The following is a 21695-nucleotide window of genomic DNA, read 5'->3' as shown; positions in this document are numbered from 1 at the left end:
TAGGTATACACCCGGCATCTGTCAGGCGCCTCACTATATCTCAATGTCTAAAATGTCGCATGCCTGTAAAGACCATCGTTAGTCCATATCTATTAGCCATGTCGATGGAATCTTGATCTCGAACTGACCCTCCCGGTTGGATAATAGCTTTAATACCAGACGCAGCAATCTCCTCCACATTATCTGCAAATGGAAAGAAAGCATCTGAAGCTAAGACTGCTCCATCCAAACGCTCCTTGGCCTGTTCGATTGCAATGCGGACAGAAGCCACACGATTGGTTTGTCCTGGCCCTACACCTAGGGTCATCTTGTCATTTGTGATGATGATACCATTTGACTTGACGTACTTGGAAGACTTCCATGCAAACTCCATAGCTGCCCACTCTTGTTCTGAAGGCTGACGTTCCGTCACGACCTGCCAGTCCACTGGACTTTCCACCACCACGTCTTGATCCTGCACCAAAAGACCACCAACTACACCTGTGAACTCTTTTTCCACTTCGCTAATGTCTTGCTCATCAAAAGCCAACTCTAAAATCCGAAGATTTTTCTTTTTGTTTGTCAAAATAGCTAGCGCTTCTTCCGTGTAAGATGGTGCGATAATAATTTCTAAGAAAATCGGATGCATCTTTTCAGCCGTCGCTGCATCCACCTCTCTATTCAACACGACAATCCCACCGAAAATAGACACCGGATCTGCCTCATAGGCGTAATCCCAAGCTGTTTCGATAGCGTCAGCCTGTCCGATACCGCATGGATTCATGTGCTTAAGGGCAACAACTGTTGGACGATCCTTGAAATCACGAATAATACGAATAGCTGCATCGGCATCGCGAATATTATTGAAAGACAATTCCTTACCGTTTAACTGCTTGGCAGAAGCAATGGAATATGCTGTTGGAAGGGCATTTTTATAGAAATCAGCATCTTGTTGTGGGTTTTCTCCATAGCGCATAGGCTGATGAAGGTCGTAAGTAAGGGTTAGTTTTTCAGGTTTTTCTTCACCAACTTGCTTGGTGAAATAATCAGCAATCAAGGCATCATATGCTGCTGTATGACGGAAAACCTTGGCGGCCAATTTTTGGCGCGTTGGATAGCTAGTCTCACCCTGCTCTGCCATTTCTTTTAAAATCATAGAATAGTCAGCCGGATCTACCACAACAGTCACACTGGCATGGTTTTTCGCCGCTGAGCGAAGCATAGAAGGACCACCAATATCAATATTTTCTACCGCCAAATCATAGGTCACATCTGGACACAGGATGGTTTCTTTGAATGGGTAAAGGTTAACCACCACTAGGTTGATAAGCTCAATCTTATTGTCCTTAGCAGCCTGCAGGTGACTGTCCAAGTCACGACGAGCCAAGAGTCCGCCGTGGATATTTGGATGCAAAGTCTTGACACGACCGTCCATCATTTCTGGGAATCCAGTCACATCATCAATAGCAATGGTATCAACTCCAGCACCATCAAGGGCAATCTTTGTGCCACCGGTTGAAATAATCTCCCATCCTAAACTTCTTAGTTCTTTAGCAAATTCTACAATACCAGTCTTATCTGATACACTAATCAATGCGCGTTTTATCATATTTTCCCCTTTTTTCACAAATTACTTGATTTGAGTCATAAGAAATCCTGATAAAATCAAAGATAATCCGTATGCCAAAATCAAACGTGCAGGATTTTCTAAGTTTGCAAAAATAAAGCTATTAAAGAGCAGAGCCACTAAAATGAATACCAATACAAACAAAATGATTTTTTGAACCATCATTCTTTCCTCTTCACTCCTAAATCGTCTAATACCGTTGGATAAAGTCTATATTCTGCCTCGTGAATCCGCTCCTCAAACGTTTCAAGAATATCATTTGGTAAACGAGGAACTCGCACCTGCTTGATAATCTGCCCCGTATCCACACCACTATCAACCCAGTGAACGGTTACACCGCTTTCTGCCACGCCAGCATTCCAAGCATCTTCAATCCCATGAGCCCCTGGAAATTCTGGCAAATAGGCTGGATGAATATTGATAATTCGACCTTCATACTTAGCTAATAAAGTCGTTCCAACAATCTTCATATAGCCTGCCAGACAGACTAGGTCAATCTGGTGCTGGTCCAGCAAGTTGACGATAGCTTGTTCATAGGCCACTTTGTCCTCAAACTCTTTGAGTTCAAAGGCATAATCTGGAACTCCCAAATTTTTGGCTCTTTCCAAAACATAAGCTGCTCGACGGTCTGAGAAGACAAATTCCACTTCAAATTGTTCTGCAATCACCTGAAAATTAGAGCCTCTTCCTGAAGCAAACACTGCTATCTTCTTCATTTGATAATCACACTTTTGTCTTCTTTAAAAATAATACGACCGATTTCAAAAACTTCTTCATCTGCTAGCTCGGCAACCTTAGAAACATTTTCCGGACTGACTGCTAAAATTAAACCGATTCCCATGTTGAAGATTTCAAACATTTCCTCATGCTTGATTTGTCCATATTTTTCGATGACTTTGAAGATTGGCAGAACTGGAAGCCTGCTCTCATCAATTTCAGCAGCTAGGTCATCTGTAAACATACGGGGGACATTCTCAATGAAGCCCCCACCTGTGATATGGGCGATACCGTTAATCAAACCCTCCTTAACCAAAGGAAGCACTGCTTTGACATAGATACGAGTAGGCTCAAGGAGAACTTCCTTGAGTTTTTTTCCTTCCAACTCTGGTAAGCTCTCCTCACCTGTATAATCGGAGAAAATACGGCGAACCAGGGAGTAACCATTTGAGTGAACGCCACTTGAAGCAAGACCAAGAAGAATGTCTCCTTCAGTCACTTTGGAACCATCAATGATTTGGGATTTTTCAACGATACCGACAGCAAAACCAGCTAGATCATAGTCGTCCTCGCCATACATGCCAGGCATTTCAGCTGTCTCCCCACCAATTAAACTACAACCTGCCTGAACACATCCTTCTGCCACACCAGCAACCACTTGTTCAAGCTTGGCAGGCTCATTTTTTCCTGTCGCAATGTAATCAAGGAAATAAAGGGGCTCTGCGCCAGCTGCAATGATGTCGTTGACACACATGGCAACACAATCTTGACCGATTGTATCGTGCTTATCATACTTGATCGCCAACATGAGCTTGGTGCCAACACCATCTGTCCCAGATACCAAGACAGGTTCCGTAATAGCTAAATTGGTGAGATCAAACATCCCTCCAAAACCACCAAGAGCTCCCATGACTCCCAGACGCTCTGTCCGTGCAACATGTTTCCTAATACGTTTGACAACCTCATAACCAGCTTCTACATCAACACCTGATTTTGCGTAAGCATTTTTTTCTGTCATTTCATTTCCTCCCTGCGCCACTTTACAGATACTTGACAAAGTTGACAACTCTGTCAAGTTGGATTGACAACCCCATATCTTATTTAACATTTTCAATATAAAAACTTGTTTTTTCTTCTAAGCTACGAAGATATTCTTCTTCATAATCGTAGAGTGGGGTAGGAAACTCTCCATCAAAGTAAGCTACACATAGTCCCCCTTTCGGATCCTTCGTATCAATGCCGATAGAGTCAATCAGACCTTCTAAGGAAAGGTAAGTCAAACTATCCGCCCCAATAATCTCACAGACCTCATCTACACTGTGATTAGCAGAAATCAACTCTCTGCGTGTCTGAATATCAATTCCATAAAAGCATGGATACTTGAGTTCTGGACTTCCAATTGCTACATGGATTTCCTTTGCCCCTGCATCACGCAAGAGTTGAACAATCCGACGACTGGTCGTTCCACGAACGATAGAATCATCAATCATCACCACTCGTTTGTCTTTGATCACACTGGAAACAGCCGATAATTTCATCCGGACCCCCTGTTCTCGTAGTTCTTGAGTTGGTTGAATAAAGGTTCGTTGAATATACTGATTTTTAATTAGTCCCATTTCATTTGGCAAACCGGATTCTTCCGCAAAACCCATAGCAACAGATAAAGAAGAATTTGGAACACCGATAACAATATCTGCCTCATGTTGAAATTCCTGCGCCAAACGACGTCCCATCTTTTTTCTTGCCGTATGAACATTGACACCATGAATAACAGAATCTGGGCGGGCAAAGTAAACATACTCCATAGAACAGACTGCAAGCTGAGTATCTGTTGTATAGGTATCATAATGGACACCACTATCATCAATAATAACAATTTCACCCGGTTCCACATCTCGAACCCACTCAGCTCCAATGACTTCAAAGGCACAGGTTTCACTGGCAACTACCCAAGCCCCGTTTTTCATTTTACCAATAGAAAGAGGACGAAAACCATTTGGATCCAAGGCTGCAACCAGCCGATCTTCTAGCATAATCAAGTAAGCAAAGCCCCCCTTGACTGTATTCAATGCTTCCTTAATTTTCCCCATCACATCTGTATTACGACTACGACGAATCAAATGCATAAGAATTTCCGTATCTGATGAACTGGAGAAAATCGAACCAGTCTTTTCTAGCTCAGCCTTCAAGCTCACAGCATTGGTTAAGTTTCCATTATGAGCCAACCCGACTTGCATATCTGAAAAATCAAAGAGAAAGGGCTGAATATTACGGATAGAAGCCGACCCTGACGTTGCATAGCGAGTATGACCAATAGCTGCTCTTCCTGTCAAACGTTCCAAGTCCTCAGAGTTCTTAAAAACTTCTGCAATCAAGCCCATATCACGATGGTGTCTCAAATATCCTGCATCATTAGACAGAATTCCTGCCCCTTCTTGTCCACGATGTTGCAAACTATGCAAACCAAAATAAGCAACTTGTGCGGCCTGAGGATGTCCCCAAATACCGAAAATTCCACATTCTTCATTGAGTGATTTTACTTCGTATGTCATCTTAATTTCCCTGTAAAGTAGCGTACTGCTGAAACAAATAATCCTTGGTCTTTGTTCCCTGGAATATTTTGAAATAGTCCTTCTTCATAACGTTCTGAGTGTCCCATTTTCCCTATTATTTGACCGTTTCGGCTAGTGATTCCTTCAATCGCATGACTAGAACCGTTTGGATTGTACTTAGAGTCCATGCTAGGTCGCCCTGTAAAGTCAACATATTGACTAAAGATTTGTCCATTGTCTCGTAATATCTCAAATTCTTCATCGCTTATGACAAATTTCCCTTCCCCATGAGAAACGGGAATGGTATGAATATCTCCCACCTGCACACCTGCCAACCATGGTGAATTGATGTTTGAAATTCTTGTCTCCACCATTTTAGCTACATGCTGATTGGCATCATTGTAGAAGAGAGTAGGACTCGTTTCCCCTATCTCCTCAAAGTTGCCATACGGCAGTAGGCCTGATTTGACAAGAGCTTGAAAACCATTACAGATTCCGATGATAAGTCCACCTTTTTCGATGAAGCGGTCAATAGCAGAGCGGACTTTACTGTTTCGTAAGATGGTCACGATAAACTTAGCAGATCCATCTGGTTCATCCGCAGCCGAGAATCCACCTGCAAAGAAGAGAATATTTGCCTTGTCAATATTGTCAACCATCCTGTCAACTGATTGTTCAATACTTTCCATATTTAAAGTTAAAAATGGCACTAATTTGACCCTAGCACCGGCCTGTTCAAAGGCCTTGGCTGAATCATATTCCGAGTTTGTTCCCGGGAAGACTGGAATATAAACCAGAGGTTGCTCAACTTTTTCCTTGGCTTTACTCACTGTACTTACTGCTACTGTAGGAACTGCCTGTAGCTTTTCAGCCTGTTGAAACTCTGTTGGATAAATATTTTCTAACCTACCTTCAAAAGCTGCCTGTAAGCGACTTCCTTCTAACTTGACACCATTGACAAGCAATGTAAAGTCTACTGTTGTCTGTCCAATTTTCACTGCCTCTGGAATGTCTTCCGACGATGTAAAAACGAAACCTCCCAATTGACCTGTTAAACAATTTTCTAAAGAATTCAATTCAACTTCTGCACCAATTCGGTTTCCAAAAGACATGAGGGCTAAACTTTCTAGAACTCCACCATATTTAACTGCACTCGCAGCCGTAATTCGATAAGCGCTCTGCCATTTTTCAAAAGTCTCAAAATTTGATTTGATAAGGTTAAAATCAATATTTTCTGATAAAACTTGGCCTGGAAGGTAATAGATATATTCTTGCGTTGCTTTAAATTCCGGTGAAAGGACCTTGCTACTATCTGCTGTTGTCACACCAAATGCAACCAAGGTTGGTGGAACGGTCAACTCCTCAAAAGTACCAGACATTGAATCCTTACCACCAATAGACGGCAAGCCAAGCTGAATCTGAGCCTCAATAGAACCAAGAAGAGCTGCCACCGGTTGACCAAAACGCTCTGCTTGCTTGTCCATACGTTCAAAATATTCCTGATAAGAAAAACGTGCCTTAGACCATTCAGCTCCTGTTGCTACCAAGCGAGCTGTCGCTTCAACGACCGCATAAGCTGCACCATGGTATGGAGACCACTCGGCTAAATAAGGATGATAGCCCTGAGCAATAACTGAAGCGGTTGTTGTCACACCGTGTTCTACTGGTAACTTCTGAACAGAACTTTCCGTCGGTGTCAACTGATAGCGACCACCGATTGGATGATTGATAGTTGATCGACCAACAGAACTATCAAAAATCGTTTGCAACCCCTTCTGACTAGTATGATTGAGATCAGAAAGAAGATCCTCTACATCAACTTGTAAGGTTTTGACCGAAGTTCTACGTACTTCTGGAAGGTTGACACTCTTGTCAATCACCTTGACTTCAACCCCTACACGGACGCCATTACTATTTAGAAAAGAACGTTCGATATCAACAATAACTTGTTCATTCCAAATCATGACCAAATTCGGTTTTTCGGTAACCTTTGCCACTACTACTGCATAGATATTTTCTTCTTGACAAGCTGCAATAAATGTTTCTACATTTTCTGGAGCAACCACTACGCTCATTCGTTCCTGAGATTCAGAAATAGCAATCTCTGTTCCATTCAATCCTGAATATTTAAGTGGAATCTTGTTCAAATCAATTTCCAAACCATCTGCCAGTTCACCAATTGCAACACAAACACCACCTGCGCCGAAGTCATTCGATTTTTTAATGAGACGAGTCACCTCCCCTTTACGAAAAAGGCGTTGAATCTTACGTTCTTCAATGGCATTTCCTTTTTGAACTTCTGCTCCAGCTGTTTCTACTGACTCAATCGTCTGAACTTTTGATGAACCCGTTGCTCCACCAATGCCATCTCGTCCTGTCTTCCCGCCAAGTAAGATAACCATATCACCAGCTGCCGGTTTTTCACGGACTACATTTTCTTTTGGAGCGGCGCCTACTACAGCTCCTAATTCCATTCGCTTAGCAACAAAGCCTGGATGGAAGTATTCACGTACATAAGTTGTTGCAAGTCCAATCTGGTTCCCATAAGACGAGTATCCTTGAGCCGCTGTCTTTGAAATGATTTGCTGCGGCAATTTCCCTTCACGGGTAGCCGATAGAGGCTGGGTAATATCACCCGCTCCAGAAATTCGCATAGCCTGATAGACATAAGAACGACCAGAAAGCGGATCACGGATAGCACCACCGATACAGGTCGCTGCACCACCAAAAGGTTCAATTTCTGTTGGATGGTTATGAGTCTCATTCTTGAACATAAGAAGCCAAGGTTCCCTAACACCATCCACATCTACTTCAATTTCAATGGAACAAGCATTGATTTCATCTGAAACTTCCATATCATCCAAACGACCATTTGCTCGCTCATAACGGGCAAAAATCGTTGCCATATCCATGAGAGTTTGTGGCTTATCTATACGGTCTAATTCTTCCCGCATCGCTAAATACTTGTCATAAGTTGCCTGCAACTGCTTCTGGAATTTTGAAGCAGAAAAATCAATGGATTTTAGCTCTGTTTCAAAAGTAGTGTGGCGGCAATGATCTGACCAATACGTATCTAGAACCTTAAGCTCCGTTTCTGTCGGTACCCGACCAATGGACTTAAAATAATCCTGAATAAAGAGCAGGTCTTCCACTTCCATAGCTAAGCCAACCTCACGCTTGTAGACTACAAAATCTTCTGCTGTATAGCTTGTAAAAAAGTCTAAATCTGGAATGATGGTATCTGATGCTGAAAATTCCTGGGCTACTAAGGAAGAATCCATATCCTTGAAACGAGAGTCTACAGGATTGAGAAGATATTTCTTAATGGCAACTAGCTCTTCTTCTTGCACACTTTCATTCAAGATGTAGAGCTGACCTGTATGAACACGCACATTCTGACGACTGCCCAATAAGCGTAGAGCTTCTTGACTGCTTGCCGCGCGCTGGTCAAATTGCCCCGGAAGAGCTTCAATTGCAAAATAAATTGCATTATCTAGGTCCAATTCCGTCTCAGTTAGGACCTTGTCTGTTACTTGTTCAGTAAAAATATGCTTAACAGCCTCTTCAAGCAAGTCATCCTCAAGATTAAAAACATCATAAACCTGCACCAAGCGCAGACTAGATAGACTAGTCAGTTGCAAACTATCTATCAGTTCCTTCAGCAAAACCTTCGACTTAATCTGAAAATCTGCCTTCTTCTCAACAAAAATCCGCTTAGCCATACAAGATATCACTCCCTATTTCAATTCTTCTAACTTTTCCAATACAACCTCATAAACATCAGTCAATTGTCCGAGCCCCCTACGAAAAACATCTTTATCTAGATGATTACCATCTGCATCCCACAAGCGACAGTTGTCAGGAGAAAACTCATCTGCCAATAAGATTTGCCCAGTCTGATTAATCCCAAATTCTAACTTAAAATCCACCAATTTCAGACCAATCTGCGCAAATAAATCTTGCAAAAAGCGATTGATACGTCGCGTCTCTTCTTTAATATAAGCAACTTCTTCCTGACTGGCCAACTTTAGAAAAGCTACATGTTCATCGTTGATAAAAGGATCGTTTAGCTCATCTTTTTTATAATAAAACTCCACAATAGGACTAGCCAGCTCCGTTCCTTCCGCTATCCCAAATCGCTTAGAAAATGACCCTGCCGCCACATTCCTCAAAACAACTTCCAGAGGAATAATATCCACTTTCTGATTGAGCTGTTCAGTATCAGAAAGGCGCTTAATAAAATGAGTTTTAATACCAGCAGCATTCATCTTTTCAAAAATCAAAGAAGAAATCAGATTATTGAGTCTCCCCTTTCCAATGATCCGTTCCTTTTTCTCTCCATTAAAGGCTGTTGCTTGATCTTTGTAAACTGCCACAATTTTCCGTTCATCAATCGTGGCATAAATATCTTTAGCTTTTCCTGAATAGATGCAGTTTGTTTTCATAAGAATGTTCGTCTTTCGTTAAAAAATCTAATTTTTTCGTTTATTTTAACATATATAATTCGCGTTTACAACAAACTTGTTGTAACTATTGTGAAAATAACGAAAAACGTCCGTAATTTACGAACGTTTTTCTATTTTATCATAAATAAAATCAACAATATCAGATAAGATTTCAAAGTGCTCAATAGCCTCATCTGGAACAGCTACGCTAAACTCATCTTCCAAATCGAGAACAAATTCCATGACTTCAACCGAATCCTGCGCAATAGTATCATTTAAAGAAGAACTGGGCTCAACAATAAAATCATCCCCCTTTTCATCTTGAATTAAATCAACAATTCGCTGATAAACTTGCTCTTTAGTCATGTTTTTCCTCCACTACCGAAAACTTCTTAACAGATTTTTCTACAATATCAGCCTCCAAAATAGAACGAGTCTGCTGGATTGTATAGAAAATGGACTGGGCATCGCTGGAACCGTGAGCTTTAATGACCGGTGCCTTCAGCCCAAGCAAGACTGCACCGCCAGCCTTCTTATAGTCCATAGCACTTAGTGCTTTTTTCAAAGTTGGCTTAACCAAGAGCCCCCCCAATTTTGCCAGAAAGCCACCATTTTTTATGGAGCCTGTTAGCTGACCAACAATCGACTTCGCAGTTCCCTCAATAGTTTTCAGCACAGCGTTTCCCGTGAAACCATCCGTTACAACGACATCTGCCACACTGTTTAACAGCTCACGCGCCTCTACATTACCGATAAAATGAATAGAGGGATCTTCAGACAAGAGGGTATAAGCTTGTTGATGAATAGGTGTTCCCTTGGTATTCTCTGTTCCGTTGTTTAAAAGACCAACACGAGGATTTTTAACACCCCGAACATGTTCTGCATAAAATGACCCAAGAATACCATATTGATAAAGGTGATGAGCTGTGTTTTCAGCATTTGCCCCCAAATCCATCATATCAAAACACTGACCATCCATGGTCGGTAAAGTAGACATAAGACCAGGACGATCAATATTTTTAACACGTCCAACCACAAAGACACCTGCTGCCAAAAGGGCACCGGTATTACCAGCTGATAAAACCGCATCTGCCGTACCCTCTTTTACAGCCTTAGTTGCTAGCACCATAGAAGCATTTTTCTTTCGACGAATGGCCCTTACCGGCTCATCATCCGAGCTAATTTTCTCATCTGTATGGATGATACTTACCCGTTCTGTCGCTGTCAAATACTGTTTAATTTTTGTCTCATCTCCATAGAGTTGAACTTCAATATCTGGAAAAGCAACTAAAGCCTGATTGACACCTTCGACAACAGACTGAGGGGCATGATCCCCACCCATGGCATCTACTGCAATACGTTTCATTCTACTTCCTCATTCTCTCTTCTTGTTTTCATAATTTGTCCCCAAGCAGGCAAATTATCAATAAATTTCTTGGATTTCAAATGGAGTCCCACATACTCCTCATACAATTGGTCAATAAAAAGTCGTAACTTCCGCTTCATGTCAGGCTTAATCGAGATTGTTTCCAAATCGTCAAAGGAAATAGCCTGAAATTGATTAAGCAGGTAAAGAACATTTGGATCCAGATAGGCCCGTCGCTCGTCCTCTTGATAATGCTGTGGACATAGGACACCACTATACTTGTAAGAATAGTCAAAGGGTAAACCAATCCGATGACAAAAGACACATTCATGAAAATTTAAATGAATCCCAAATCTCCCTAGAATCTGAATCTCAAAAATATTGGTCAGCACCTCATGGTCCAATCCCAACTCCATCAAGTCCAAGGTCTTGACTAAAAAAACAAAGAGAGCTGGATCATAAACCTTATCCTGCAAAGCAGCATCCGCTAGAGCCAAAATATAGGTTGCATAGCTAAGCTTGAAAATATCTCCATTGATAGATTTAAAAGGCTGCACTTGATGAAAATCTTCGATATAAGATAGCCCATCATCATTGATTTTGACAATAAAATCCGCACAAGTCAGGGGTTGTATAGAAGCCATCAACTTAGACCTAGAAGCATGTTTTACGAAAAACATTCGCTTGCCAGACTTCTCCGTAAAAATCTTAACTAGCTTATCATCTTCTCGGAAATTCCGATTGTAAAGGACCAAACCTCTCGTTTCAATTCGTTCCATTTTCTTCCAAATATTCTTTCAAACGGATCATGGCTACTTGAATATTCTCCATACTTGCCGCATAAGAAATCCGTATATAACCTTCACCATACTGGCCAAAGGCTGCACCTGGAATAAAGGCTACCGCTTTCTTTCTCGCAAAATCTTGTAAAAAACTAAAAGAATCTTGGTTGTAACCCGTAGGAATTTTAGCAAAGATATAAAACGCCCCATCAGGCTTAATAATTCCAAAGCCCATCTCTGTCATTTTCTCAATGATATAATCCCTGCGCTTAATATATTCCGCCCGCATCGGTAGAGCATCATCCTTACCATTTTTTAAAGCTTCAACCGCACCATATTGCATAGCTGTTGCCGCTGCTGTTACAAGATACTGATGACTTTTAATAATCTGAGCAATTATTGGAGCCTGACTCATAATCAAACCAATCCGCCAGCCTGTCATAGCATGAGATTTGGATAGACCCTGAATTAAAATAGTCTGCTCTGGTAAAAACTCAGCTATTGATGTATGTGCCTGACCTGTATAAGTCAACTCAGCATAAACTTCATCAGATAAAACAAACACAGGATACCTACTCAATACATCTGCCAAAGCTTTAATCTGTTCACGCGAATAGGTTATACCAGTTGGATTGGCAGGATAGTTAAGAATAACTGCTTTGAGTTTATCTCCTTGTTCAATAATTGCCTCTTCCAACGTCTCAGGTGTCAAGACGAAATTATTTGACGTTGTATCCATTTCAACAACATCGGCTCCTACCATATTAACAATTGGCTCATAGCCTGGATAAGCAGGAGCAGGCAAAAGGACAGTATCTCCAGGCTCTAAAATAGCAAGTAAGCTAGCTGATAGAGCCTCCGTTGCTCCAATTGTGGACAAAATCTCACTCTCAGGCTTATAGAACAACCCATATTTTTCTGCTACAAATTCGGCAGCAGCCTGACGCAGTTCCCAAAGTCCAGCCATTCCCGTATAATAACTTTGATTGGCCTCAATAGCAGCTCTAGCAGCAGCCTTTACATGATCTGGCGTTGTAAAATCAGGTTCTCCCAGGGTCAATTTTAAAATACCAGGTATATCTGAAATTGACTGATCAAATTGACGAATCATTGAAACCTCAATCCGATTTAAATTTTTATTAAAACGATTCAATAAATTCATCCTACACCTCAAAAATATATAAAACTATTATAATATATTTTAAAAATAAATGTAAAAAAGAAGAGCCACCCGACCCTTCCCTATACTTATTTGACACAACTTGTTTCAAATAAAGGCGATAATGGACGCTTTTCATGAATACGAATGATTGCTTCTGCCAATAATTCTGCAGTCGAAATATGCTCAATTTTATCAATCAAGCGCTCCTCAGCGATTTCAATCGTATCCAATACCACCAATTTCTTAATAGCTGATTTGCTAATATTATCCATAGCAGGTCCTGATAATACTGGGTGAGTACATGAAGCATAGACAGCTGTTGCACCTGCTTCCGCTAAAGCATCGGCAGCATGACAAATCGTACCCGCAGTATCAATCATATCATCAATTAGGATACACGTTTTGCCCTTAATGTCTCCGATAATGTTCATAACTTCTGAGGTGTTCATCTTATCAACACTCCGGCGTTTATCAATAATTGCGATGGAAGTCTTTAAAAATTGAGCTAATTTACGAGCACGAGTAACACCACCATGGTCCGGTGACACAACCACGTAACCATCACCCATCATGCCACGACGTTCAAAGTAATCAGCAATCAGCGGAGCTCCCATCAAATGATCTACAGGAATATCAAAAAAGCCTTGAATTTGAGCAGCGTGTAAATCAATCGTCAACAGACGATCAACTCCTGCAGTTTCCAGCATATTAGCCACTAGTTTTGAAGTAATAGGCTCACGAGCACGAGCTTTACGATCCTGACGTGCATAACCATAATAAGGCATTACTACGTTTACTGATTCTGCTGATGCACGTTTAAGAGCATCAACCATAATCAAAATTTCCATTAAATTGTCATTAACTGGTGAACTAGTCGACTGAAGAATATATACCTGAGTTCCACGAATAGATTCTTCAATATTTACCTGAATCTCACCATCTGAAAATTGACGAACACTTGATTTTCCCAAAGGAATTCCTATTTTTTTCGACACTTGTTCAGCTAATTTCTGATTGGACGAAAGAGCGAACAATTTTAAGTCAGTAAACGCCATGACAGCCTCCTCTATATTTCTACCTCTATTATTTTAACGCTTTTTACTCCATTTTTCAAACGAAATCAGATAAGAAAATACTGACACATCAAAAATCTTGAAACAGGAATAGTTTTATTTTTATAAATTCTTCATCAGTAGCTTCATATCTTAGCACATAAAAATAAAAAAGCAAACAAACATAGAAATCTGGTTCCCAGAAAACTATAATTGTTTACTTCCTATTTTTATTCTAAGATTTTTCCTAGGGTCTTCATTATCTTGCGTGAATATACCAAGTCACACCATCGGCTACTGGATTGAACCACCCACGGAAGTTCCCGACATAGCGATTACCCATATAATTTGACTCTGTAACTTGAATATTGGTTGAGCTCTCTACAGCAGTTACAACTGCTACGTGCCCGTAACCACCACCATAACCATTAGCACCTGACCAAACAGCTATTGCACCAACGGCCGGAGTTGTGTCTACACGGAAACCTTCCGCACGTGCACTAGCTGCCCAGTTCTGGGCATCACCCCAAAATGGACCAACCCATGAAAGTTGTGACTTAACTCCCCATGTACACTCACCAACTGGATAAGAAGAAGCATCATAACGCGCATTACTTACAGCTGCTGAACGACTAACACCAGTTGATGCAGAAGCAGTCGGTGCTGATACCGTCTGAGCAGATGTAGCAATAGTTTGAGCTAACATAGCAGCTGCAGGAGCTGATGCAACCGGTGCTACTACTGAAACAGCTTGTTGCTGAGCTAAGGCAGCTTGTTGCGCCTGATACTCTGCTTGACGAGCAGCAGCCTGACGAGCAGCCTCCTCTGCAATTGCCTTTTTCTCAAGCAATGCATTCTTTTCACCTTCAGCAGTCGCTTTTTCAGCTGCCAAATTTAACTTTGCTGCTTCTAACTCTGCCTGACGAACTTGAAGTGTTTGAGCATCATCTGCTAATTTTTGACGATTAGCAGCTAATGTAGTAATCGCTTCTTGATTGGCTTTTTGTTTTACAATAATCGCTTCTTTATCAGCCTTCTGCTGTTCTAACATACGGTTATTAGCAGAAACAATTTCACGCATCGCATTGACACGAGAAACAGCATCAACGATTGACTTTGAATCTAAAATAGTGTTGATATAACTTGAAGCAGAACCATCAATCTGAGCGCTCCGAGCCTGCTTTTTCAAAGCATCATCACGCGACACAATATCAGCAGATAGTCGCTCAATATCGGCAGCCAAGGTTCTTGACTCTGCCTCTAAACGGGTATTTTCTTCTGTCAATTTTGCCTGTTCAGCAACAATTGCATCAACTTTCCCTTGAATATCATCAACTTGTTGCTGGGCTGCAGCTTGCTGAGCCGTAAGTTCGTTAATCTGTTGATTTTTCGCTGCAATTTGACTGTCTACATCGTTTGCACCAATCACAACCACACCATTCACATTTGACAGAACGACTGAACTTAACATCAATGTAGCTAAGATTTTTTTCTTCATAAACAAACGCAACCCCTCTATACTTTCTGACTCTCTCATTTTATCAAAATAATTAGGTAAGTATATTACGCAATTATTACATTTTTATGTCTTGTTTGTTATCCCAAATAAGCGTTCTAGTAAAGGTTGTAAAACTAAAAATAACAACAAATTAAATACTAAACTTGGGAGCAGCTTGTTGAAAACAAAAATAAATACTGATAAGTTCGTCATATGAAAAATACGAGCAAACAAGTAGCTAATAAATTCAAATTGAAAAACTACCACCAATAAAATCAGAGCGTTAAGTCCACGCTTCCTATCAGCCCCTTGAAAGAAAAAGTAGATGCAGTAACCAACTAGAGGAAAAGTTGTTATGGCAATACCAATTAACCCAAGATAGCTAATATCATATATCAACCCCAATAGAGTAAATACCAACAATGAAAATCTGACTGAAACATAGTTAGCGTAGAAGATAGCCAACATAAACACCAAATGACTTGAAACAGAAAATAAGTCCACCGACCAATTTGTTACCAATGTCGATAGTTGCCCATCAACTAGTAGCAACACAAATAAAACAGGGAACATAAATACTTCTACTAATTTATTGCGCATTTTACTGCCCTACCACTAAAACTGAATAGATAGATGAAAAACTAGCTGTTGGTTTTACATAAACTTCCCTATTAAAATTATTACTACTTGATTTAACTGATAAAACCTTACCAATCTGAATATTAGCAGGAGTATCACCAGCTAAATCACTTGTAACAACGTTACTTCCCACCGCAATTTCATCTGCAGAGTTTAATTGATTGATAACAAAACTATTAGAATCCATATCATATCTTGCTAAAATACCATATAGCTCTTTAGAACCAGCTGAAATTTTAACGGGTAACTTTGAAAACTCATCGGAGTTCGTAAATAATTTTACGACAGAAGAATTAGTATTTACTGAACTAATCACACCAATCAATCCTCCATTGGCAATTACAAGAGCATTCTCCATTACACTGTCAACCTTACCAACATTGATCGTAACATGCTCAGACCAAGATGAGGGTGTTCGCACCAAGACAGAACCCGAAATAAATTTTTTCTCAGGAAAAGATGATGTAATTCCTAAGTTGTTCCTCAATGATTCATTCTCTGCTTTTAAATTAGCATTTTCAGCCGCCATTCTTTCTAAATTCATGACCGCTATTTTTAATTGTTTATTTTCTTTATAAGTGTCCAACAAATCATTCAGAACTTCCTTTTGTTCAGAAAAAAATCTAGTCGGAATAGAAATAGCAGACTGTATAGGGGCAACAACTGCATTTATAACATTATTCAACAAAGGAATTTGTACTCCCTTTGAAAAAGTCACAAACAAAAGGGAAAAAGAAAGTAGTATAAAAACTGAAATAACAACAACTAATTTTGAAAATTTATTCATAATAGCCTCTTCACTAAGATACAATAAAACGAGAATATCAAGTGATAATCTCGTTCATTACGGAGAATAAGGGATTCGAACCCTTGCGCCAGTTACCCGACCTAACGATTTAGCAAACCGTCCTCTTCAGCCTCTTGAGTAATTCTCCACTATTATATATGGGCACGAGTGGAATCGAACCACCGACCTCACGCTTATCAGGCGTGCGCTCTAACCATCTGAGCTACGCGCCCAAGATAATAAAACTTGGACAAAGGACAAAGTCAAAACATGGCGCGAGACGGAATCGAACCGCCGACACATGGAGCTTCAATCCATTGCTCTACCAACTGAGCTACCGAGCCGAATTCTTAAACAATTGCGGGAGCAGGATTTGAACCTACGACCTTCGGGTTATGAGCCCGACGAGCTACCTAGCTGCTCCATCCCGCGACAACAATATAATCGTACTCAGACAAAAAGCCTAACAAGATGGACTTCCTAAAGTCTTCATAACTCAAGGAGGATGTGGGATTCGAACCCACGCACGCTTTTACACGCCTGACGGTTTTCAAGACCGTTCCCTTCAGCCGGACTTGGGTAATCCTCCAATATGGACCTTGTAGGACTTGAACCTACGACCGCTCGGTTATGAGCCGAGAGCTCTAACCAGCTGAGCTAAAGGTCCAGCAAACAAGAATATAGCGGCGAAGGGGATCGAACCCCCGACCTCCCGGGTATGAACCGGACGCTCTAGCCAGCTGAGCTACACCGCCAAATAAAAATAAATCATAATCGGGAAGACAGGATTCGAACCTGCGACACCTTGGTCCCAAACCAAGTACTCTACCAAGCTGAGCTACTTCCCGTTATCATTAAAAATAAAGCTCCCCTAACGTCTCCATTAAGCGAGTGATGCACCCTAGAGGATTCGAACCTCTAACCGCCTGATTCGTAGTCAGGTACTCTATCCAGTTGAGCTAAGGGTGCTCTATCATATCCTACATGCCGAGGACCGGAATCGAACCGGTACGATGTTGCCATCGCAGGATTTTAAGTCCTGTGCGTCTGCCTGTTCCGCCACCCCGGCCTCTCCTAAGCGAACGACGGGATTCGAACCCGCGACCCCCACCTTGGCAAGGTGGTGTTCTACCACTGAACTACGTTCGCATCCTTTCACTATGCCGGCTACATGACTTGAACACGCGACCCTCTGATTACAAATCAGATGCTCTACCAACTGAGCTAAGCCGGCCTAATATATTCCTATGCGGGTTAAGGGACTTGAACCCCCACGCCCGAAAGCGCCAGATCCTAAATCTGGTGCGTCTGCCAATTCCGCCAAACCCGCATATGACTCGTGCTGGGCTCGAACCAGCGACCCATTGATTAAAAGTCAATTGCTCTACCAACTGAGCTAACGAGTCTGTTAATTCTTCAATCCAAAAACACAACTCTTGCATCCTTGAACAAACGGTCCCGACGGGAATCGAACCCGCGATCTTCGCCGTGACAGGGCGACGTGATAACCGCTACACTACGGGACCTATTGTATTTCTACAAAAATGGGAGTTAACGGGATCGAACCGCTGACCCTCTGCTTGTAAGGCAGATGCTCTCCCAGCTGAGCTAAACTCCCATATCTGGCAGCTTAACTCAGTGGGTTCCCCTGTCGTGCGCTAACGCTTCGACAAAGTCGGATAAAATCCTCCTTAGCTGAGCTAAACTCCCTTCTGGAGATCTCTCTCCAATAGTGCTAAGCAACTACCGTATCTCACAGGGGGCAACCCCCAACTACTTCAGGCGTTCTAGGGCTTAACTTCTGTGTTCGGCATGGGTACAGGTGTATCTCCTAGGCTATCGTCACTTAACTGTGAATGAATTCGTATGAGAAAAAATTCCTCATTACTCATATTGTCCATTCAAAATTGAATATCTATATTCTAACAAGAAAACCTCTTGCTGTCAATATTGACTCGTGAGTAATTGTACTCGGGCTAAATCCTTGGAAAAAAGATAACCTGCCTTGTATGCAAGCATACTGCGTTAGGTTCCTATTTTTCAAGCGGATTTGACGCCCTCGTTACTTAGTTTGGATAAGTCCTCGGACGATTAGTATTGGTCCGCTACATGCCTCACAGCACTTCCACTCCCAACCTATCTACCTCATCTTCTCTAAGGGTCCTTACTGATTCAAAATCATGGGAAATCTCATCTTGAGGTGGGTTTCACACTTAGATGCTTTCAGCGTTTATCCCGTCCCTACATAGCTACCCAGCGATGCCTTTGGCAAGACAACTGGTACACCAGCGGTAAGTCCACTCTGGTCCTCTCGTACTAGGAGCAGATCCTCTCAAATTTCCTACGCCCGCGACGGATAGGGACCGAACTGTCTCACGACGTTCTGAACCCAGCTCGCGTGCCGCTTTAATGGGCGAACAGCCCAACCCTTGGGACCGACTACAGCCCCAGGATGCGACGAGCCGACATCGAGGTGCCAAACCTCCCCGTCGATGTGAACTCTTGGGGGAGATAAGCCTGTTATCCCCAGGGTAGCTTTTATCCGTTGAGCGATGGCCCTTCCATACGGAACCACCGGATCACTAAGCCCGACTTTCGTCCCTGCTCGAGTTGTAGCTCTCGCAGTCAAGCTCCCTTATACCTTTACACTCTGCGATTGATTTCCAACCAATCTGAGGGAACCTTTGGGCGCCTCCGTTACCTTTTAGGAGGCGACCGCCCCAGTCAAACTGCCCGTCAGACACTGTCTCCGATAGGGATTACCTATCTGGGTTAGAGTAGCCATAACACAAGGGTAGTATCCCAACAGCGCCTCAAACGAAACTGGCGTCCCGTTCTCTTAGGCTCCTACCTATCCTGTACATGTGGTACAGATACTCAATATCAAACTGCAGTAAAGCTCCATGGGGTCTTTCCGTCCTGTCGCGGGTAACCTGCATCTTCACAGGTACTAAAATTTCACCGAGTCTCTCGTTGAGACAGTGCCCAAATCATTACGCCTTTCGTGCGGGTCGGAACTTACCCGACAAGGAATTTCGCTACCTTAGGACCGTTATAGTTACGGCCGCCGTTTACTGGGGCTTCAATTCATACCTTCGCTTACGCTAAGCACTCCTCTTAACCTTCCAGCACCGGGCAGGCGTCACCCCCTATACATCATCTTACGATTTAGCAGAGAGCTGTGTTTTTGATAAACAGTTGCTTGGGCCTATTCACTGCGGCTGTCCATAAGACAGCACCCCTTCTCCCGAAGTTACGGGGTCATTTTGCCGAGTTCCTTAACGAGAGTTCTCTCGATCACCTGAGGCTACTCGCCTCGACTACCTGTGTCGGTTTGCGGTACGGGTAGAGTATGATACATCGCTAGAAGCTTTTCTTGGCAGTGTGACGTCACTAACTTCGCTACTAAACTTCGCTCCCCATCACAGCTCAACCTTAAAGATACAAGCATTTAACTCATACCAAGCCTCACTGCTTAGACGGGCTCTTCCATTCGCCCGCTTTAGTTAGCCTACTGCGTCCCTCCATCACTTCATACTCTAGTACAGGAATATCAACCTGTTGGCCATCGGATACACCCTTCGGTCTCTCCTTAGGTCCCGACTAACCCAGGGCGGACGAGCCTTCCCCTGGAAACCTTAGTCTTACGGTGGATGGGATTCTCACCCATCTTTCGCTACTCATACCGGCATTCTCACTTCTATACGCTCCAGCACTCCTCACGGTATGCCTTCACCGCATATAGAACGCTCTCCTACCATGACCTCAAAGGTCATCCACAGCTTCGGTAAACTATTTTAGCCCCGGTACATTTTCGGCGCAGGGTCACTCGACTAGTGAGCTATTACGCACTCTTTGAATGAATAGCTGCTTCTAAGCTAACATCCTAGTTGTCTGTGCAACCCCACATCCTTTTCCACTTAATAGTTATTTTGGGACCTTAGCTGGTGGTCTGGGCTGTTTCCCTTTCGACTACGGATCTTAGCACTCGCAGTCTGACTGCCGACCATAATTACTTGGCATTCGGAGTTTATCTGAAATCAGTAAACCGAGATGGCCCCCTCATCCAAACAGTGCTCTACCTCCAAGAATCTTTATGTCAACGCTAGCCCTAAAGCTATTTCGGAGAGAACCAGCTATCTCCAAGTTCGTTTGGAATTTCTCCGCTACCCACAAGTCATCCAAGCACTTTTCAACGTGCCCTGGTTCGGTCCTCCAGTGCGTCTTACCGCACCTTCAACCTGCTCATGGGTAGGTCACATGGTTTCGGGTCTACGTCATAATACTAATGCGCCCTTTTCAGACTCGGTTTCCCTTCGGCTCCGTCTCTTCAACTTAACCTCGCATCATAACGTAACTCGCCGGTTCATTCTACAAAAGGCACGCTCTCACCCATTAACGGGCTCGAACTTCTTGTAGGCACACGGTTTCAGGTTCTATTTCACTCCCCTTCCGGGGTACTTTTCACCTTTCCCTCACGGTACTGGTTCACTATCGGTCACTAGAGAGTATTTAGGGTTGGGAGATGGTCCTCCCGGATTCCGACGAGATTTCGCGTGTCTCGCCGTACTCAGGATACTGCTAGGTATATCATCGATTTCGACTACAGGGCTATTACCTCCTCTGGCTGACCTTCCCAAGTCATTCGTCTATCAATCATAAGTCCACATTGCAGTCCTACAACCCCAGAGAGTAAACTCTCTGGTTTGCCCTCCTGCCGGTTCGCTCGCCGCTACTAAGGCAATCGCTTTTGCTTTCTCTTCCTGCAGCTACTTAGATGTTTCAGTTCACTGCGTCTTCCCTCCTACACCCTTAACAGATGTGGATACTAGCCATCTAGCTAGTGGGTTCCCCCATTCGGACATCCATGGATCAATGCTTACTTACAGCTCCCCAAGGCATTTCGTCGTTTGTCACGTCCTTCTTCGGCTTCTAGTGCCAAGGCATCCACCGTGCGCCCTTATTAACTTAACCTTATTAACCTAGTTCTTTTAACTAGAATTCTCATTAATTCACAGCGTTTCGGTTTATTTTCTTGTTACTATTCATTTATTTCTTAAAATAAATGGAATTTGATATAGATATTCAA

At 42.5% G+C, this 21695-nt stretch carries 15 protein-coding genes, 16 tRNA genes and 2 rRNA genes; all 33 read right to left on the bottom strand.

Translation table 11 applies throughout. The features are described from left to right. Positions 1-40: 40 nt before the first annotated feature. Complete coding sequence (purH, locus tag BZG42_RS00295; protein ID WP_155996244.1) at positions 41-1588, bottom strand: bifunctional phosphoribosylaminoimidazolecarboxamide formyltransferase/IMP cyclohydrolase; 1548 nt, start codon at positions 1586-1588, stop codon at positions 41-43. Positions 1589-1609: 21 nt separating this feature from the next. After that, the gene (locus tag BZG42_RS00290; RefSeq protein ID WP_227984918.1) at positions 1610-1771 is read right to left on the bottom strand and encodes a phosphoribosylaminoimidazolecarboxamide formyltransferase; all 162 of its coding nucleotides are present in this window, start codon (positions 1769-1771) and stop codon (positions 1610-1612) included. Continuing rightward, complete coding sequence (gene purN, locus BZG42_RS00285) at positions 1768-2322, bottom strand: phosphoribosylglycinamide formyltransferase (RefSeq protein ID WP_155996245.1); 555 nt, start codon at positions 2320-2322, stop codon at positions 1768-1770. Before purN ends, BZG42_RS00290 begins: the two co-directional genes overlap by 4 nt. Then, complete coding sequence (gene purM, locus BZG42_RS00280; RefSeq protein ID WP_155964222.1) at positions 2319-3341, bottom strand: phosphoribosylformylglycinamidine cyclo-ligase; 1023 nt, start codon at positions 3339-3341, stop codon at positions 2319-2321. Before purM ends, purN begins: the two co-directional genes overlap by 4 nt. A gap of 79 nt (positions 3342-3420) precedes the next feature. After that, on the bottom strand, positions 3421-4875 hold the full coding sequence (gene purF / locus BZG42_RS00275; RefSeq protein ID WP_120171152.1) for an amidophosphoribosyltransferase: 1455 nt from the start codon (positions 4873-4875) through the stop codon (positions 3421-3423). After that, positions 4872-8597: a phosphoribosylformylglycinamidine synthase gene (locus tag BZG42_RS00270; RefSeq protein ID WP_155996246.1), complete on the bottom strand. Its 3726-nt coding sequence runs from the start codon at positions 8595-8597 to the stop codon at positions 4872-4874. Before BZG42_RS00270 ends, purF begins: the two co-directional genes overlap by 4 nt. Before the next feature lie 15 nt (positions 8598-8612). Beyond that, the gene (gene purC / locus BZG42_RS00265; protein WP_155969784.1) at positions 8613-9320 is read right to left on the bottom strand and encodes a phosphoribosylaminoimidazolesuccinocarboxamide synthase; all 708 of its coding nucleotides are present in this window, start codon (positions 9318-9320) and stop codon (positions 8613-8615) included. Between the two features lie 117 nt (positions 9321-9437). Beyond that, positions 9438-9686: a phosphopantetheine-binding protein gene (locus tag BZG42_RS00260; protein WP_024533084.1), complete on the bottom strand. Its 249-nt coding sequence runs from the start codon at positions 9684-9686 to the stop codon at positions 9438-9440. Further along, positions 9679-10686, bottom strand: coding sequence for a phosphate acyltransferase PlsX (plsX, locus tag BZG42_RS00255; protein WP_120171147.1), 1008 nt, complete (start codon positions 10684-10686; stop codon positions 9679-9681). The genes BZG42_RS00260 and plsX overlap by 8 nt, the downstream gene beginning before the upstream one ends. After that, on the bottom strand, positions 10683-11465 hold the full coding sequence (gene recO / locus BZG42_RS00250; RefSeq protein WP_024533086.1) for a DNA repair protein RecO: 783 nt from the start codon (positions 11463-11465) through the stop codon (positions 10683-10685). Before recO ends, plsX begins: the two co-directional genes overlap by 4 nt. Continuing rightward, positions 11452-12630 (bottom strand): pyridoxal phosphate-dependent aminotransferase, encoded by a 1179-nt coding sequence (locus BZG42_RS00245; RefSeq protein WP_024533087.1) that lies wholly within the window; start codon positions 12628-12630, stop codon positions 11452-11454. Before BZG42_RS00245 ends, recO begins: the two co-directional genes overlap by 14 nt. Positions 12631-12716: 86 nt before the next feature. Next, entirely contained in the window at positions 12717-13685 is a 969-nt protein-coding gene (locus tag BZG42_RS00240; RefSeq protein ID WP_024533088.1) for a ribose-phosphate diphosphokinase, read from the bottom strand. A gap of 256 nt (positions 13686-13941) precedes the next feature. Continuing rightward, complete coding sequence (gene pcsB / locus BZG42_RS00235; RefSeq protein ID WP_155966039.1) at positions 13942-15180, bottom strand: peptidoglycan hydrolase PcsB; 1239 nt, start codon at positions 15178-15180, stop codon at positions 13942-13944. Positions 15181-15264: 84 nt separating this feature from the next. Beyond that, a complete protein-coding gene (mreD, locus tag BZG42_RS00230) occupies positions 15265-15780 on the bottom strand; it encodes a rod shape-determining protein MreD (RefSeq protein ID WP_155966036.1) in 516 nt (171 codons plus the stop codon). Position 15781: 1 nt separating this feature from the next. Next, positions 15782-16606 carry a rod shape-determining protein MreC gene (gene mreC / locus BZG42_RS00225; protein WP_029751473.1) on the bottom strand — a complete coding sequence of 275 codons (825 nt, stop codon included), beginning with the start codon at positions 16604-16606 and terminating at the stop codon, positions 15782-15784. A 60-nt stretch (positions 16607-16666) separates the two neighbouring features. Next, a tRNA-Ser gene (locus tag BZG42_RS00220) sits at positions 16667-16754 on the bottom strand. 11 nt (positions 16755-16765) lie between these two features. Next, positions 16766-16839: transfer RNA gene (locus BZG42_RS00215), tRNA-Ile, on the bottom strand. Between the two features lie 38 nt (positions 16840-16877). Continuing rightward, positions 16878-16950: transfer RNA gene (locus tag BZG42_RS00210), tRNA-Phe, on the bottom strand. A gap of 14 nt (positions 16951-16964) precedes the next feature. After that, positions 16965-17038: transfer RNA gene (locus tag BZG42_RS00205), tRNA-Met, on the bottom strand. 67 nt (positions 17039-17105) lie between these two features. Beyond that, positions 17106-17195, bottom strand: a tRNA-Ser gene (locus BZG42_RS00200). 4 nt (positions 17196-17199) lie between these two features. Continuing rightward, positions 17200-17273: transfer RNA gene (locus BZG42_RS00195), tRNA-Ile, on the bottom strand. A 14-nt stretch (positions 17274-17287) separates the two neighbouring features. Then, positions 17288-17361, bottom strand: a tRNA-Met gene (locus BZG42_RS00190). A gap of 19 nt (positions 17362-17380) precedes the next feature. Then, positions 17381-17454 (bottom strand) — tRNA-Pro (locus tag BZG42_RS00185). Positions 17455-17501: 47 nt separating this feature from the next. Beyond that, a tRNA-Arg gene (locus BZG42_RS00180) sits at positions 17502-17575 on the bottom strand. A gap of 16 nt (positions 17576-17591) precedes the next feature. Continuing rightward, positions 17592-17675: transfer RNA gene (locus tag BZG42_RS00175), tRNA-Leu, on the bottom strand. 8 nt (positions 17676-17683) lie between these two features. Beyond that, positions 17684-17755: transfer RNA gene (locus tag BZG42_RS00170), tRNA-Gly, on the bottom strand. A gap of 12 nt (positions 17756-17767) precedes the next feature. Beyond that, a tRNA-Thr gene (locus tag BZG42_RS00165) sits at positions 17768-17840 on the bottom strand. 14 nt (positions 17841-17854) lie between these two features. Then, a tRNA-Leu gene (locus BZG42_RS00160) sits at positions 17855-17936 on the bottom strand. A 3-nt stretch (positions 17937-17939) separates the two neighbouring features. Then, positions 17940-18012, bottom strand: a tRNA-Lys gene (locus tag BZG42_RS00155). Positions 18013-18059: 47 nt separating this feature from the next. Next, positions 18060-18132 (bottom strand) — tRNA-Asp (locus tag BZG42_RS00150). Between the two features lie 19 nt (positions 18133-18151). Continuing rightward, positions 18152-18224: transfer RNA gene (locus tag BZG42_RS00145), tRNA-Val, on the bottom strand. A gap of 116 nt (positions 18225-18340) precedes the next feature. Next, positions 18341-18456, bottom strand: a 5S ribosomal RNA gene (gene rrf, locus BZG42_RS00140). A gap of 221 nt (positions 18457-18677) precedes the next feature. Beyond that, positions 18678-21580, bottom strand: a 23S ribosomal RNA gene (locus tag BZG42_RS00135). Positions 21581-21695: the final 115 nt, after the last annotated feature.

The sequence above is a fragment of the Streptococcus sp. DAT741 genome, assembly GCF_009866825.1.
Taxonomy (GTDB): domain Bacteria; phylum Bacillota; class Bacilli; order Lactobacillales; family Streptococcaceae; genus Streptococcus; species Streptococcus ruminantium.
Note: the sequence above shows the minus strand (reverse complement) of the source record. Positions and strands in the feature narration are given on the sequence as shown.

Coding starts and splice junctions, on each gene's coding strand:
- mreC (WP_029751473.1), bottom strand. CDS start 16,606: ATGAATAAATTTTCAAAATTAGTTGTTGTTATTTCAGTTTTTATACTA.
- purH (WP_155996244.1), bottom strand. CDS start 1,588: ATGATAAAACGCGCATTGATTAGTGTATCAGATAAGACTGGTATTGTA.
- recO (WP_024533086.1), bottom strand. CDS start 11,465: ATGGAACGAATTGAAACGAGAGGTTTGGTCCTTTACAATCGGAATTTC.
- BZG42_RS00260 (WP_024533084.1), bottom strand. CDS start 9,686: ATGACTAAAGAGCAAGTTTATCAGCGAATTGTTGATTTAATTCAAGAT.
- purC (WP_155969784.1), bottom strand. CDS start 9,320: ATGAAAACAAACTGCATCTATTCAGGAAAAGCTAAAGATATTTATGCC.
- purN (WP_155996245.1), bottom strand. CDS start 2,322: ATGAAGAAGATAGCAGTGTTTGCTTCAGGAAGAGGCTCTAATTTTCAG.
- purF (WP_120171152.1), bottom strand. CDS start 4,875: ATGACATACGAAGTAAAATCACTCAATGAAGAATGTGGAATTTTCGGT.
- mreD (WP_155966036.1), bottom strand. CDS start 15,780: ATGCGCAATAAATTAGTAGAAGTATTTATGTTCCCTGTTTTATTTGTG.
- plsX (WP_120171147.1), bottom strand. CDS start 10,686: ATGAAACGTATTGCAGTAGATGCCATGGGTGGGGATCATGCCCCTCAG.
- pcsB (WP_155966039.1), bottom strand. CDS start 15,180: ATGAAGAAAAAAATCTTAGCTACATTGATGTTAAGTTCAGTCGTTCTG.
- BZG42_RS00245 (WP_024533087.1), bottom strand. CDS start 12,630: ATGAATTTATTGAATCGTTTTAATAAAAATTTAAATCGGATTGAGGTT.
- BZG42_RS00270 (WP_155996246.1), bottom strand. CDS start 8,597: ATGGCTAAGCGGATTTTTGTTGAGAAGAAGGCAGATTTTCAGATTAAG.
- purM (WP_155964222.1), bottom strand. CDS start 3,341: ATGACAGAAAAAAATGCTTACGCAAAATCAGGTGTTGATGTAGAAGCT.
- BZG42_RS00240 (WP_024533088.1), bottom strand. CDS start 13,685: ATGGCGTTTACTGACTTAAAATTGTTCGCTCTTTCGTCCAATCAGAAA.
- BZG42_RS00290 (WP_227984918.1), bottom strand. CDS start 1,771: ATGATGGTTCAAAAAATCATTTTGTTTGTATTGGTATTCATTTTAGTG.